Source organism: Microbacterium sp. LMI13-1-1.1, from assembly GCF_040815625.1.
Classification (GTDB): domain Bacteria; phylum Actinomycetota; class Actinomycetes; order Actinomycetales; family Microbacteriaceae; genus Microbacterium; species Microbacterium forte.
Map to the genome: position 1 here is coordinate 400,518 of NZ_JBFPNL010000001.1, position 14,244 is coordinate 414,761.

At 68.5% G+C, this 14,244-nt stretch carries 11 protein-coding genes; 5 read left to right on the top strand and 6 right to left on the bottom strand.

The features are described 5' to 3' along the window. Positions 1–60: 60 nt before the first annotated feature. From MRBLMI13_RS01880 to MRBLMI13_RS01890, 3 genes are all read right to left on the bottom strand, one after another. The gene (locus tag MRBLMI13_RS01880) at positions 61–1,683 is read right to left on the bottom strand and encodes a Mur ligase family protein (RefSeq protein WP_367820850.1); all 1,623 of its coding nucleotides are present in this window, start codon (positions 1,681–1,683) and stop codon (positions 61–63) included. An 89-nt stretch (positions 1,684–1,772) separates the two neighbouring features. Beyond that, entirely contained in the window at positions 1,773–2,459 is a 687-nt protein-coding gene (locus tag MRBLMI13_RS01885; RefSeq protein ID WP_079112645.1) for a YcnI family protein, read from the bottom strand. 89 nt (positions 2,460–2,548) lie between these two features. Next, positions 2,549–3,121 (bottom strand): hypothetical protein, encoded by a 573-nt coding sequence (locus MRBLMI13_RS01890; protein ID WP_367820848.1) that lies wholly within the window; start codon positions 3,119–3,121, stop codon positions 2,549–2,551. Between the two features lie 82 nt (positions 3,122–3,203). Here MRBLMI13_RS01890 and MRBLMI13_RS01895 point away from each other — a divergent pair, with 82 nt between their 5' ends. Next, positions 3,204–4,520, top strand: coding sequence for a M50 family metallopeptidase (locus MRBLMI13_RS01895; protein WP_367820846.1), 1,317 nt, complete (start codon positions 3,204–3,206; stop codon positions 4,518–4,520). 59 nt (positions 4,521–4,579) lie between these two features. Here the strand turns inward: MRBLMI13_RS01895 and MRBLMI13_RS01900 are convergent, their stop codons facing one another. Next, on the bottom strand, positions 4,580–6,463 hold the full coding sequence (locus MRBLMI13_RS01900) for a chorismate-binding protein (protein ID WP_367820844.1): 1,884 nt from the start codon (positions 6,461–6,463) through the stop codon (positions 4,580–4,582). A 251-nt stretch (positions 6,464–6,714) separates the two neighbouring features. Here MRBLMI13_RS01900 and ispG point away from each other — a divergent pair, with 251 nt between their 5' ends. Together ispG and MRBLMI13_RS01910 are read left to right on the top strand one after the other, a co-directional pair. Continuing rightward, the gene (gene ispG / locus MRBLMI13_RS01905; protein ID WP_042541832.1) at positions 6,715–7,845 is read left to right on the top strand and encodes a flavodoxin-dependent (E)-4-hydroxy-3-methylbut-2-enyl-diphosphate synthase; all 1,131 of its coding nucleotides are present in this window, start codon (positions 6,715–6,717) and stop codon (positions 7,843–7,845) included. Positions 7,846–7,876: 31 nt separating this feature from the next. Then, positions 7,877–8,743 (top strand): hypothetical protein, encoded by an 867-nt coding sequence (locus MRBLMI13_RS01910; protein ID WP_367820842.1) that lies wholly within the window; start codon positions 7,877–7,879, stop codon positions 8,741–8,743. Between the two features lie 6 nt (positions 8,744–8,749). Here MRBLMI13_RS01910 and MRBLMI13_RS01915 read toward each other — a convergent pair whose 3' ends face one another. Both MRBLMI13_RS01915 and MRBLMI13_RS01920 read right to left on the bottom strand, forming a co-directional pair. Further along, positions 8,750–9,961, bottom strand: coding sequence for an NUDIX domain-containing protein (locus tag MRBLMI13_RS01915; protein ID WP_367820840.1), 1,212 nt, complete (start codon positions 9,959–9,961; stop codon positions 8,750–8,752). A 16-nt stretch (positions 9,962–9,977) separates the two neighbouring features. Continuing rightward, entirely contained in the window at positions 9,978–11,393 is a 1,416-nt protein-coding gene (locus MRBLMI13_RS01920; RefSeq protein ID WP_367820838.1) for an RNB domain-containing ribonuclease, read from the bottom strand. Between the two features lie 215 nt (positions 11,394–11,608). On the opposite strand from MRBLMI13_RS01920, the gene MRBLMI13_RS01925 reads away from it, so the two are divergent. Together MRBLMI13_RS01925 and MRBLMI13_RS01930 are read left to right on the top strand one after the other, a co-directional pair. Next, positions 11,609–12,379, top strand: a complete 771-nt coding sequence (locus tag MRBLMI13_RS01925) for an isocitrate lyase/PEP mutase family protein (protein WP_367820836.1) — start codon at positions 11,609–11,611, stop codon at positions 12,377–12,379. Positions 12,380–12,421: 42 nt separating this feature from the next. Next, positions 12,422–14,179, top strand: coding sequence for a proline--tRNA ligase (locus MRBLMI13_RS01930; RefSeq protein ID WP_367820834.1), 1,758 nt, complete (start codon positions 12,422–12,424; stop codon positions 14,177–14,179). The last annotated feature ends 65 nt before the right edge of the window (positions 14,180–14,244 follow it).

Genomic DNA, 14,244 nt, shown 5'->3' on the forward strand with positions numbered 1-14,244 from the left:
GACGACGAGGGCCGCCCCGCTGCCGCGCCGCCGCGAATAGCGACGGCACCGGCGCTCGGGTCAGTCCTCGTCGGGGTAGGGGACCGGCCAGTGCGAATCGGGCACCGGCCACCCGGCCGCACGCAGCGCACGTCGCGCCAGCTCGCGGGCCGAATAGGGCGTGCGCACGCCCCGGATGTCGCGATAGTCCTGATGCCCCGGACCCGCCCACAGGATCGAGTCGCCCTCTCCGACCAGGCCGACCGCTGCCACGATGGCCGCCTCGGGTGGCGAGTACTCGTGGATCTGGGCGTCTGGCCGCGTCGCGCGGGCTCCGGCGACGAGAGTGGCCCTGATCGAATCGGGGTCTTCGAAGCGGGGGTGGTGGTCCGTCACGACGAGGATGTCACTGCCCTCCACGGCAGTGCGCGCCATATCGAAGCGTTTGCTGGCATCGCGGTCGCCGTCGGCGCCGAAGAGCATCAGCACCTTGCCTGGTGTGACGCGGCGGACCGCGGCGAGGGTCTTCTCGAACGCGTCGGGAGAGTGCCCGAAGTCGACGAAGACGACAGGGCCGGTGTCGCCGGAGACGAGTTGGGTGCGACCCGGGAGATGCGCCAGGATGCCGCCGTCACGGTCGAGCGCCGAGGCGATGCGGTCCCATTCGTAGCCGCCTTCGAGCAGCATCACGATCGCGAGGGCGGCGTTCGCCGCCATGTGCGGGCCGATCACGGGAACGGTCGTCGTCAGTCTTCCTGCCGGGCCGGTCAGCGTGAACGTGGTTCCGGATGCGCGCTCGTCGTCGATCACCACGACCCAGTCCGCGCGGGCCGCGGCCTCGGGATCGGCGGCGATCGAGGGGGTGCCGACGGTGACCACGGGGATCTCCGAGCGCTGCGCGACGGTGGCGCCCGACGGTGAGTCGAGGCATACCACTGCGCGCGTCGCCCGATCCGGTCGGAACAGCGCCAGCTTGGCCTCGAAGTACTCCTCCATGTCGGCGTAGTCGTCGAGGTGGTCATGGCTGAGATTGGTGAAGCCGGCGACGTCGAAGCGGATGCCGTCCACGCGGTGACGAGAGAGCGCCTGAGCGCTGACTTCGACGGCGACGGCCTCGACGTCGCGCTCGCGCATCAGCGCGAGCAGCGCGTGCATCTCGGAGGCTTCCGGGGTCGTCAGTCTCGAGACGATGACCTCACCGGCGATGTGGCGCTCGGCGGTCGACGAGAGTCCGGTGACGACGCCGAGCTGGCCGAGGATGCCCTCGAGCAGATGCGAGACGCTCGTCTTGCCGTTGGTGCCCGTGGTGGCGAACAGCAGCGGGAGCGGCTCGCCTGCGCCCGTGCCGTAGACCCAGGCGCTCAGTGCACCGAGCACGGCGCGGGGGTCGTCCACGATGAGCACGGGGAGTCCGGCCGGTTCGGCGATGTCGGCGCCGTCCGCGTCGGTGATGATCGCGACGGCACCCTTCTCGGCGGCGGTGGCCGCGAACTCGGCCCCGTGGCGGTTCACACCCCGGATCGCGACGAAGGCCTCGCCGGGGCGGAGGTCGGCGGTGGCGAGGGTGATCCCTGACAGGGTGACACCGTTCACCTCGCCGCGGACGTCTCGTGCGAATCGAGAGGCGAGTTCGGACAGCTCACGCCGGGGCGGGTTCGCGGGGCGGAGCACGGGAGGCAGGCTCGGTTGTTGTTCAATCGACATGTCGCATCAATGATCTCACGGCTCCGAGGAGAACACGGGGTGCGGCACGTCTCCTCGGCCCCATCGAGCCGAGGAGACGCGCCGGTGCGTCACGCCTTGCGGCGGTACGCCAGTACGGAGACGACGAGTGCGGCGATGCCGGCGACGAGGCCGCCCGCGCCCAGTGCCGTGCCGAGCGCGTTCGCGGAGACCGCATCGTCGTCGGCATCCGAATTCGCGGTGTCCGCGTCTCCGGCCTCGTCCGCGGAGCCGTGCTCCCCGTGTCCGTCAGCGGACGCGGCGACGACCTCGACGACCGGAGCCGGGGCGTCGAGGCTGTGCGGATCTTCGCCGTCCTCTGCGAGCTGCGTCCATTCGGTGCTGCCCTCGACGCATGTCTGGACGACCGGGAATGCGAGCGAGTCGGGCGTGTCCTCGTCGAGCCCGACAGCCATGCTCACTGCGCCGCGCAGTTCATTGGGCACCGGCGCGATGGCGGTGTAGGTCACGGCGCTGACGAGGCCGTCATCGCCTTTCTCGATGTCGATCGTCCAGTCGCTGTCCATGGTGGGCGCGACCGATGCGAGGCCCTCGGGCATCGTCACCTTCAGCGAGGTGGTCGGCGAGTTCTCGCAGCCGTGGGCGAACGAGAAGGTGAGTACGCCGTGGTCTCCTGCAGTCAGCTCATCCGGGCTGACACTGACGTGGGCGCTGGCCATCGTGGGGAGGGCGAGAGCGAGGATCGTGCCGCCGACGAGTCCTGCGGTGATGTTGCGGCGGGTGGTGGTGGAACGCATGGTGGTACTCCTGTGTGCTGATCTGCGGGCGCGTCGGTGTGCGCGGCATCCGCGGGAAGGTGGAAACGCCTCGGGGAGGCGATACGTGATCAGACGTGCACAGGAGGACCGCGGCGCGAGACCGATACCGAGAAGTCGTTCTCGGTCGGCACTCGGATCGCGGACACCGGGAAGGCGGGACGTTCATGGGCCGGTCGGAACAGGGTGACCGTGCGGCGCAGGCGTGCCTGCACCCAGCCGGCGATCGCTCGCACCGACGACTCGCCGTGACAGACCAGAGCGGTGGTGATGATCGCTGCGATGGCGTGACCGACGATCATGAGCGCATCAGGAGCGGTCGTCGCGACCACCGGGCCCAGGGCGGCGAGGTCGAGATGGTGTTCGTGGCCGCCGAGCGCCGTCGTGCCGGTCGGTGTGCCGAGCAGCTGGAACACGAGGTGGAAGAGCCCCTGACTGACCAGCACCGTCAGAGCGACGCGCGATCTGGAGACCCGGGCGCCGATGAGCAGTGCCGCGAGAGGCACGAGGAGCGCTGCGACGGCGATGACCAAGAGCGGATGCGGGGCGGCTCCGCCCGCGGTGGTGTGCGACGCCGCGGCCACGAGGGTTGCGGCACCGGACGCCGCGGCTGCGCGCAGAAGTCGCAGCTGGCGGGAGGTCACGACACAAGCCTAACCGCGCCGCGTCATCGCCCTGCGCAGCACATGGGGCTTATTCCTAGGCGACGAGCACTAGCTTGGGGGAGTGGAAGCACTGCTCTATCTGGGTGGCATCGTGTTCATGCTGATCGGCCTCGGCCTGTCGATCGGTCTGCACGAGGTCGGCCACCTCCTGCCGGCGAAGCTCTTCGGCGTGCGTGTGGGCCAGTACATGATCGGCTTCGGCCCGAGACTGTGGTCCAAGCGCATCGGCGAGACGGAGTACGGCTTCAAGCTGCTGCCGCTCGGCGGATTCATCTCGATGTCGGGGATGTACCCGGCCTCCACCGCATCGGGCCCGGCGAAGGGCGTCTTCCGTGCTCTCGTGCAGGACGCACGATCGGCGAACGACGAGACGATCGCCGAAGGTGCTGAGGACCGCGTCTTCTACCGTCTCCCCGTGTGGAAGCGCGTCGTCGTGATGCTCGGCGGCCCGTTGATGAACCTGATCCTCGCGATCGTGATCTTCACGGTTCTGGTGTCCGGCATCGGAGTGCAGCAGGGGACCACGACCATCGCGTCGGTGAACCAGTGCGTCCTGCCCGCCGGATCGACGGCGACCGAGTGCGAGGCCGACGACCCGGCGACGCCGGCTGCCGAGGCCGGCATCAGGCCCGGCGACGTGCTGGTGTCCGTCGACGATCAGCCCGTGTCGACCTTCGCGCAGGCGACCGCCATCGTGCAGGCCGCTCCAGGAGAGACCCTGGAACTGGTGGTGCTTCGAGACGGTGCCGAGCAGACTCTGAGCATCACTCCGATCGAGGCTGAGCGCACCATCACCGATGCGAGCGGGCAGCCGGTCATCGGCGAGGACGGGCAGCCCGTCGTCCGGGAGGTCGGCTACGTCGGCATGGCGGCGCAGATGGGCTTCGTCCAACAGCCGCTGTCGGCAGGACCCCAGATGGCGGCCGATACCGTCGTGCGCGTGGGGTCGATGATCGTCACCCTTCCGGTGCGGATCTGGGAGACCGGCGTCTCACTGGTCACCGGGTCTGAGCGCGATCCGAACGGGCCGCTGAGCGTCGTGGGAGTCGGACGCATCGCGGGTGAGGTCGCGGCGATCGATGCGCCGATCCTCAACCGCTTCTCCGTGCTTCTCGGGCTTCTCGGATCCCTCAATGTCGCACTGTTCGTGTTCAACCTGATCCCGCTGCTGCCGCTCGACGGAGGGCACGTGGTCGTCGCGCTGTGGGACGGCATCCGCCGCGCCTGGGCGAAGCTGTTCCGGCGACCGCCGCCCCCGCCCGTCGACGCCACCAGGCTCGTGCCGCTGACCGTGGTCGTGGCGACACTGCTCATCGTGATGGGGGCCGTGCTGCTCCTCGCCGATGTCTTCAACCCGGTGAACATCTTCGGCGGCTGAGCCGCCTTCGCGTGGTCGGCTGGCTGGACGGGCGGGTCGCGACGGCATCCGCCTTGGGATCAGGCGAGCGCGTGCGAGACCAGACGCTCGAGAGTGCGGATGCCGTCGCGCGACAGGATCGACTCCAGGTGGCCCTGCACCGATGCGAAGCGCTCGCCGCGAAGCGCGTAGACGTCGCCTGATTCGGGGTCGGCCGACACCTCGACCGTTCCCGTCGACGTCGTGCCGGGGGTCACCCTGGCCGTGAAGGTGTTGTAGAAGCCGATCGAGGCGTCTTCGCCGAACACGGGGACCGACTTCTGCAGCCCCTGATGCGGCGCGGCGAGGGGCGTCAGGGCGATCCCGAGGCGATCGCTGAGGATCTGGTGGCTCAGGCACACGGCGAGCAGTGGCGACCCGGCGTCCACACGTCGCGACACGACCTCGCGCAACCTGGTGATCCGAGAGCTCTCGACGTCACGGGGGTCGCCGGGCCCCGGGCCGGCGACCACGAGGTCGGCCGCGTCGAGCTCGGCGTCGTCGACGTCGCTCCAGGCGCGGATCGTGACATCGAGTCCGAGGTGGCGCAGCTGGTGAGCGAGCATCGTGGTGAAGCGGTCCTCCGCATCGACGACGATCGCCGAGCGCCCGGCGAAGGGTCCGGTCAGATCGTCACCCTGCGGATTCAGCCAGAAGTCGGCCAGGCGCGCATTGCGCGAGGAGAGGAGCTCAGCGACTACGGGGTCGTCGGCGAGGGGCAGCCGTTCGCCCGGCGCGTCGGCATCGTCGCGCGCCTCGGCGACGCTGTCGCGATCGATCGCCCCGATGGCACCGAGCACGCCGGCGGCCTTGCCGTGGGTCTCCGACACCTCGCCGTGCGGGTCCGAGTGGCGCACGAGCGTCGCGCCCACGGGCACACTGAGCGAGCCGTCCTGGAGATACACGGTGCGGATCAGGATCGGTGCGTCGAGGTCGTGCCCTCCGGCGTCGTTCGGAGTGAACAGGGCGGCGACGCCCGAGTAGTAGCCGCGCGGCTTCTTCTCATGGCGACGGATCACCGCGCATGCGTTCTGCATCGGCGAGCCGGTCACGGTCGGCGCGAACATCGTCTCGCGCAGGATGTCGCGGGGGTCGAGCGCACTGCGCCCGCGGAGCATGTACTCGGTGTGGGTGAGGCGCGACATCTCCTTCAGATGCGGGCCGGTGATGCGTCCGCCGTCGGAGCATACGGCGCTCATCATCTTGAGCTCCTCGTCCACCACCATGAAGAGCTCTTCGGTCTCCTTCGTCGAGGAGAGGAAGTCGACGAGCGTCTCTCTCGTGGCTCCCCCCGCAGGGTGGCGGAACGTGCCCGAGATGGGATTCATCGTGACGACGCCGCCGCGCGCGACGACGTGCGCCTCAGGGCTCGCGCCGACCGCGATGTGCCCGGGTGTCACCACCGCGAAGGTCCAATAAGCGCCTCGTTCGTGCGCGAGAAGAGCCCGGAACCAGGTGAGCGCGGCGGTCCGGTCGTCGACCTCGATCTCGGCGGTGAAGTCGCGACGGATCACGAAGTTCGCGCCTTCACCGCGTCCGATCTCGTCGGCGATCACGGTCTCGACGATCCCTGCGTACTCGTCGTCGGCGATGTCGAAGCCGCCGTCGCTCAGCGGCACGGCATCCGTCGGAAGCTCGGCGAGCAGCGCAGACGTGGACAGGTGGAGGTGCTCATCGACCACGATGCAGCGCAGGGGCGCGCCGTCATCCTGGGCGACGAAGCCGCGCTCGCGCACCTGACGGTAGGGCACCATGGTGAAGATCTCGCGGGGGATGCCGTCTATCGACAGCGGGATGTCAGCCAGCAGTTCGACATCGACGACCTCGCCGGTGAGCAGCTCGACGGTGTCGGCGCCGTCTCGGGCGATCAGCACGAACGACGCCGCGGGATCTGCGGTGAGCTCGGAAAGACGTGAGAGGGTCATCGGTGTCTCCTGTGCATGGCTCCGGCTCGGCTCAACGAAAAGACCGCCCCGGAGGCGGTCTGGATTCGTGGGAACGCGAACACACCGCCTAAGAGGCGGGCCACCAGGTGAAGTTCGCGAGCATGGGCTGAAAACTATCACACCGCGCACCGCCGCCCCGGTCGTGTGACGACCGTCCGAGCCGTGCGGCATCCAGCCTGCGTGCATGCAGGCGGCGTAGGCTGGGGGTTGTGCCAGCAGTGAATCTTGGGATGCCGAAGATCCCCGAAGTCCTCGCCCCGCGCCGCAAGTCTCGCCAGATCAAGGTGGGCAAGGTGCTCGTCGGCGGTGACGCCCCCGTGACCGTCCAGTCCATGACGACGACGAAGACGACGGACATCAACGCGACTCTCCAGCAGATCGCGGAGCTGACCGCGTCCGGATGCGAGATCGTCCGCGTCGCCGTCCCGCATCAGGACGACGCCGACGCGCTGAAGATCATCGCGATGAAGAGCCAGATCCCGGTGATCGCCGACATCCACTTCCAGCCGCGCTACATCTACACCGCCATCGACGCGGGCTGCGGCGCAGTTCGGGTGAACCCGGGCAACATCCGTGAGTTCGACGGCAACGTCGGCAAGATCGCCGAGGCCGCCAAGGCTGCGGGCGTCTCGCTGCGCATCGGTGTCAATGCGGGCTCGCTCGACCGCCGCATTCTGACCAAGTACGGCAAGGCGACCGCTGAGGCGCTCGTCGAGAGCGCCGTCTGGGAGGCTTCGCTGTTCGAGGAGCACGACTTCCACGACTTCAAGATCTCGGTCAAGCACAACGACCCGATCGTGATGGTGAAGGCCTACCGTCAGCTCGCCGAGCGGGGCGACTGGCCGCTGCACCTCGGTGTGACCGAGGCGGGCCCCGCGTTCCAGGGCACGATCAAGAGCGCCACGGCATTCGGCATCCTGCTCGGTGAGGGCATCGGAGACACCATCCGTGTGTCTCTGTCAGCGCCGCCGGCTGAAGAGGTGAAGGTCGGTCACCAGATCCTGCAGTCCTTGAACCTCCGTGAGCGCAAGCTCGAGATCGTCTCGTGCCCCTCGTGCGGACGCGCCCAGGTCGACGTGTACACGCTCGCCGAGAACGTCACCGAGGGACTCAAGGACATGACCGTTCCGCTGCGAGTGGCCGTCATGGGCTGCGTCGTGAACGGCCCGGGTGAGGCGCGTGAGGCTGACCTCGGTGTCGCATCCGGTAACGGCAAGGGCCAGATCTTCGTCAAGGGCGAGGTCATCAAGACCGTGCCGGAGGCCGACATCGTCGCGACTCTGATCGAAGAGGCCAACCGCATCGCCGCTGAGATGGGGCCTGAGGCGCCGCTCGGCACCGCGCAGGTCGTCACGGCCTGACCGACCCCGTCGATCCGACATGAGGAGTTCCATGCCGTCGTCCACGATCGTGTCCTTCGCCGGAGGCGACCTCAGAGGGTCGAGCACTGTCTCGCGGGTCGAGACATCATCGCGGGGAACGATCGTCGTGGTCGACGCGACCCCGTTCCACCCGGTCGACCACACCTGGCCGGACCAGCCAGGAGACACAGGCGAGCTCTCTGCCGAAGGGAACGTCGTCCGTGTCGCCGAGGCCGTGATGGCCGCCGTGTCGGACGAGGGCCAGTTCGCGGTCGGAGCCGACATCCCGGTCAAGCGCGGCGTCGAAGGATGGACGTGGCTCGTCGGTCACCCGATCGACGGCGACGCTCCATCCTGGCTGGTCGAGGGGGCACGCGTCGAGTTGTCGGTCGACGCCCCACGACGGGCAGGCCTCAGCCGCGGCCACACCGCGTGCCACCTGGCGTCGTTGGCGTTGGACATCGCGCTCGGCGATCTGTGGCGCAAGGATCCCGGTGCGGATGCTCTGGGCAACCCGAACTTCGAGGCCAGGGCGAACCAGTCCAGCGGCATCCATGAAGACGGCGCGGTCGACGAGTACCGCCTGGGCAAGAGCCTGCGCCGGGCCGGATTCGACACAGAGACCTTCGTGGCGACGCTCGGAGAGCGCGAGGCGGCGATCAACGCGCAGCTGGCCGCGTGGGTCTCCACCGGTGCGGCGAGCCGCGTGGCGCCCGAAGGCCCCGCGATCGTTGATCGTCGCAGCTGGCACTGCGAACTCCCGGAGGGCGACGCGGAGATCCTCTGCGGCGGAACGCACGTGGAGTCTCTCTCCGAGTTCGTCTCTATCTCGGTGGCGCTCGACCTGACGGATCCGCAGCTGCTGGTGATGACCACGAAGGCCGTTCCCGCGGTCTGAGTCCGCTCAGCGAACGAAGCCGGACTGCACTCGACCGCCGGCGCGCTCGAGCTCATCCGAGACGCGGACCGCGAAGGTCGTGTAGTCGCTCTCGAGCAGAGGGACGGTCAAGCGGTCCGCTCGCTCGACGCTCAGCTCTCGGAGGCGTCGCGGCAACCATTTGCCCGTCCCTATCCACCGCCCCTCGCTGAGCAGCATGAGCTCTGCGATCCGCTCGAACAGGACGGATGCCTCCACACGCTGCTCGAGAGGGTCTGTCGCGTCCGCCAGATCGTCGAGCACATCGGTGATGACGTAGCGACGGAACGCGGACTCACTCGCGCTGAGCGATGGCCCTGAGTCGAGCACGCTCCGCCACTGCCGGCGGAGCGATGCCAGTCGGCCATCGTCTCTGATCGCGGTGCCGTCGACCAGCATGTGCACCGTCACCGGTCGATGCTGCGCGATGCCCCGCGCCGCCCACTCGTCGAACCCCGTCGGCGTGTACGCGAAGACCTCGAAGATCTCGCCCTCGAACTCGTGCGTCGAGGCTTCGCTCGTCTGCCCTTCGACATCGAAGAGCTGATCGCCGACCAGCAGCAGGTCGATGTCACTCGTCGCGGTGCGATCGCCCCGTGCCGTGCTTCCGGCCACGATGGCAACGTCGACGCCGGGAAAGCGGGCGGTGACGAATCGTGCTGCGACGGCGAAGTGGTCCACCCCGACAGTGCGATCTTCAGCCTTCTCGACGATCGGGGTCGAGGTCGCGGCGGGAGCCCGGGCGAGGTCGACCGCATCTCCGAGGATTCGGTCGGTGGCTCGATCACGTCGCAACGCTGCGATCTCATCGAGCGCGAACCACCCTGTCTCGGCCAGTTCTCCGTCGGCGAAGACCAGGGGCGAGCCATCAGGGATCGAGCAGAGGAACGCGGTCGTGACGTAGCTGACGACGTCGTGGTTGGCGTATCGGACGAGGAGCTCCTCGCCGCCGTACGCTCCGACGAGACCATCGATGCCGACACGGATCCCGAGCTCTTCGCGCACCTCGCGCAGCACGGCATCCTTCGGATCCTCACCGGGTTCGACCCCGCCGCCGACCAGGCCCCACTCCGACGAGTCCACCCGCCGACACAGCAGGAAGCGGTCATCTCGCCGGATGACGGCAGTGACCGCGGGGAGCAGCAGGAGATCGTGACCGATGCGTTCGCGGATCCCGCTGACGTAGGGCGATGTGGGCATGGAGCAGAGCCTAGGGTCAGATCGCGAACTCGATCTCGCCTCGGGCGACGTCGGTGCTGACGAGGCGCAAGGAGACACGTCCGCCGGGCACTGTGCCGGCGGGTACAGGGGCGGACGCGGTCACAGCAGGGTCGGCGAGCTGGACCGTCGCGCGCTCGCCGCGTATCTCGATCACGGTCGCCTCGACCGTCCGGCCCACGAAAGGCGTGAGCAGTGCGGCTTCGACGCAGTTGATCGTCGCCGAGTCGAGTCTGGACGCGCGTTGCCCCGAGCTCTGCATCAGCGCAGGGAGGTCGGGCAGCGACTCGCGAACCCACCCGGGCACGTCCCGGTCTTCCGACACGGCGAGGCAGATCTCGAGAGACCAGCGATCGACGAGTCGACGCAGGGGAGCGGTCGCGTGGGCGTAGGGCGCCGCAATCGCAGCCTGTTGTGCGTCGCTCGGGGCGGAGCCGTCGAAAGTCACGTAGCCGGCGCCGCGGAACAGGGTCGCGGCTGCCTCGAGAACGGGCAGGGTCATCGGGTCGGCGCGATCCAGGTCACGCAGATAATCGCCGTATCGTCCCGTCGTCCACGGTCGTCCGAGAGCCTCGGTCTGGTGGCGGAACGCGTCGAAGGCCTTCTCGTCGGGCTGCGGCATGGTTCGAAGGATGCCGGTGCCGGCGTCCAGCATCAGCGCCGCCGCCGCCATACCGGTCATGAGGGACAACTGGGCGTTCCACTCCTCGACGGGAAGAGGATGGCGGCGCTCGATCGCGTAGCTGCCATCGGCCGCTCTGGTCACCTCCTCGTCCGGGAGGTTCAGGCTCGCGCCGCCGCGGATCCTCTCCTGCTCGATCCGCAATGCGCCGATCTCCGGCAACAGCGCCGCGGGACCGCCTTCGCCGCGGTCGAGTGCGGCCTGGGCGCTGACGTAGTCCAGTTGGGCGCGGGAACGGACCAGTGCCCGCTCCAGGCGGAAGTCCGTGACGGTGCCCGAGGAGTCGAGCGCGAACGTCCAGACGAGGGCAGGGCGATCCACATCGGCCAGGAGCGATGCGCGGTCCTCGCTGAGGATCTTCGGATGCAGGGGAATCGTCCCGTCCGCGGCGTACAGCGTCTGGCCGCGGCGCCGAGCCTCGGTGTCGACCTCTCCGCCGGGCGAGACGAACCCCGGGACGTCGGCGATCGCGTAGCGGACCGCGAAGCCGGAGGCATCGCGTTCGAGGTGGAACGCCTGGTCGAGGTCACGTGACCCGAGCGGATCGAGGGTCGCGAAGGGGATGTCGCGCAGATCGAGCTCGGGAGTCGCCGCTCTCGTGGCCTCTGCTTCGGCGACGACAGCGGCGGGGAAGTCCGTGGGCGCGTCGAGGGACTCTCTCAGCGCGGCGAGCGCTGCAGCGAGCTCGGTCTGCGCGGCTGACGGGGCAACGTGCGATCGGCGCTGAGGCATGCCCCCACACTATGACGCCGCGGACGAGACAGCCGTCGCCCCGAGCCGGGTCGCCCGGAACCCCTCAGAGGGCCGGCTGCTGGCTGTCTTGAGCAGCGGTGGAGGCGCACACGGGAGAGGAGGCGGAGGGTCCGTGATGCGCTGCGACCCCTCGGAACCTGTGATTCGCGTGTCCGTCCGACCCAGACCGGAATACTGGGCGTTAGCGTGGGGGTATGACCACTGCTGCGAAGGCCAAGACCTTGATCGGACTCTATGAAGCCCCGGAGATCCTCCGCGTCGTGAATGTGTGGGACGTCGTGTCAGCCCGCGCTGTCGCGAAGCTTCCCGAGACGAAGGCGATCGCGACTGCCGGTCACGGCATCGCCGCCTCGTTCGGTTTCGAGGACGGCACGATCTCCCGAGACATCATGATCGACATGGTGGGTCGCATCGCGGCCTCCGTCTCGGTCCCGGTGACCGCCGACCTCGATGACGGATACGGCGACGCAGGGGAGACCACCCGCCTGGCGATCGGCGCGGGCGTGGTCGGAGCCAACGTCGAAGACCGCCTCAAGCCGTTCGACGAATCCGTCGCCGCAGTCGAGGCCATCGTCAAGGCAGCGGAGGCTGAGGGCGTGCCGTTCGCGCTCAACGCGCGCACCGATGCCTTCGTCCGCGCCGGCCACCGCCCTGTCGCGGAAAGCGTCGCGGATGCGATCCAGCGCGGACGGGCGTTCCTCGACGCCGGAGCCACCGCGGTGTTCGTGCCCGGAATGCTCGACGCCAACATCACCCGCCAGCTCGTCGAGGGTCTCGGCGAAGGCAAGCTCAGCGTGATCGGGCTCCCTGGAACCCTCGCCGCCTCGGAGTACGAGAAGCTGGGCGTCGCCCGCATCTCGTACGGGCCGCTCCCGCAGCGTGTGGCGCTCACCGCTGTGCAGGAACTCGCCGCCAGCCTGTATGCGGGCGGCGTGATCCCGAACGGCCTCCCTGCGCTCAACTGACGCGACGCGAAACGGGTGACCACCGGTCAGTAGACTTGCCCGGTGGTCACTCGTCTTTCGAACTTCTTCCTCCGCACGCTCCGCGAAGACCCTGCAGAAGCAGAGGTCGCCAGCCACAGGCTGCTGATCCGCGCCGGCTACATCCGCCGCGCGGCACCGGGCGTGTTCACGTGGCTGCCTCTGGGCCTCAAGGTCAAGGCGCGCATCGAGGCCATCGTGCGCGAGGAGATGGCGAATGCCGGCGCGCAGGAGGTCCACTTCCCCGCGCTGCTTCCGCGCGAGCCCTACGAGCTGTCCGGACGCTGGGAATCGTACGGCGACGGGATCTTCCGCCTTCAGGACCGGAAGGGCGCGGACTACCTTCTCGCGCCGACGCACGAAGAGATGTTCACGCTCCTCGTGAAGGACCTCTACTCGTCGTACAAGGATCTGCCCCTCACGATCTATCAGATCCAGGACAAGTACCGCGATGAGGCACGCCCGCGGGCCGGCCTGCTCCGCGGTCGCGAGTTCACGATGAAGGACGCCTACTCGTTCGACGCGTCGGATGCCGGTCTCGAGACCAGCTATCAGGCGCAGCGGGACGCATACGAGCGGATCTTCCAGCGGCTCGGTCTCGAATACGTGATCGTGAATGCCGACAACGGACTCATGGGCGGCGCGCGAAGCGAGGAGTTCCTCCACCCGACACCTGTCGGTGAGGACACCTTCGTGCGCAGCGCGGGGGGATACGCCGCGAATGTCGAGGCTTTCTCGACCGAGGTCCCTGACGCCATCGGTTTCGACGCCGATGCTGCACCGGTCGTCTTCGACTCACCGGACACGCCCACGATCGAGACGCTCGTGGCGCACGCGAACGCGAACCTGGATGGCGACTACACCGCCGCCGACACCCTCAAGAACGTCGTGCTGGCGCTCACGCATGTGGACGGCACGCGCGAACTCGTCGTCGTCGGGATCCCGGGCGATCGCGAGGTCGATGAGAAGCGCGCGGAGGTCGCTTTCGCTCCGGCCGAGGTCGAGACCGCCACCGCTGACGACTTCGAGAAGAACCCGCTGCTCGTGCGGGGCTACATCGGTCCGTGGTCACCGACCGGCGCGGTGCTCGGAGAGGAGTCCGCGACCGGGATCCGCTACCTGGTCGACCCCCGCGTGAGCGAGGGGACCAGCTGGATCACCGGTGCGAACATCGATCAGAAGCATGCGCATTCAGTCGTCGCCGGTCGGGACTTCTTCGCCGACGGGGTCGTCGAGATCGCGAACGTCAGGGCCGGGGATCCCGCGCCCGACGGCTCCGGACCCGTGGAGCTCGCACGGGGCATGGAGATCGGTCACGTCTTCCAGCTCGGGAGGTTCTTCGCCGAGACCCTGGGCCTCAAGGTGCTGAACGAGAACGGCAAGCTCGTCACGGTCACGATGGGTTCGTACGGAATCGGCATCACGCGCATCCTCGCGATCATCGCCGAGCTGCACAACGATGAGAAGGGTCTCATCTGGCCGGCATCCGTCGCACCGTTCGATGTGCAGGTCGTCGCAGCCGGTCGCGATCAGGTGGCCTTCGACGTGGCGACCGAGCTCTCGGCGCAACTGGAGTCCGCAGGCCTAGACGTGCTCTACGACGACCGTCCGAAGGTGTCGCCCGGTGTGAAGTTCGGAGACGCGGAGCTCGTCGGCGTGCCGAAGATCGTCATCGTCGGCCGTGGCGCTGCCGACGGCCAGGTCGAGCTCTGGGATCGCAGCACCGGTGACCGCGAAGCAGTGTCGGTCGAAGAGGCCCTGCAGCAGCTGTCCCGGCGCTGAGCGCGGACGGAGAATGCCGCGCACCTCGTCCGAGGTGCGCGGCATTCCGTCTGTCCGGGGGGCGA

Bases quoted from the DNA above. Each gene is read 5' to 3' on its own strand.
- MRBLMI13_RS01910 (WP_367820842.1), top strand. From the start codon at position 7,877: ATGCCGTCGTCCACGATCGTGTCCTTCGCCGGAGGCGACCTCAGAGGG.
- MRBLMI13_RS01915 (WP_367820840.1), bottom strand. From the start codon at position 9,961: ATGCCCACATCGCCCTACGTCAGCGGGATCCGCGAACGCATCGGTCAC.
- MRBLMI13_RS01900 (WP_367820844.1), bottom strand. From the start codon at position 6,463: ATGACCCTCTCACGTCTTTCCGAGCTCACCGCAGATCCCGCGGCGTCG.
- MRBLMI13_RS01880 (WP_367820850.1), bottom strand. From the start codon at position 1,683: ATGTCGATTGAACAACAACCGAGCCTGCCTCCCGTGCTCCGCCCCGCG.
- ispG (WP_042541832.1), top strand. From the start codon at position 6,715: ATGCCGAAGATCCCCGAAGTCCTCGCCCCGCGCCGCAAGTCTCGCCAG.
- MRBLMI13_RS01920 (WP_367820838.1), bottom strand. From the start codon at position 11,393: ATGCCTCAGCGCCGATCGCACGTTGCCCCGTCAGCCGCGCAGACCGAG.
- MRBLMI13_RS01885 (WP_079112645.1), bottom strand. From the start codon at position 2,459: ATGCGTTCCACCACCACCCGCCGCAACATCACCGCAGGACTCGTCGGC.
- MRBLMI13_RS01925 (WP_367820836.1), top strand. From the start codon at position 11,609: ATGACCACTGCTGCGAAGGCCAAGACCTTGATCGGACTCTATGAAGCC.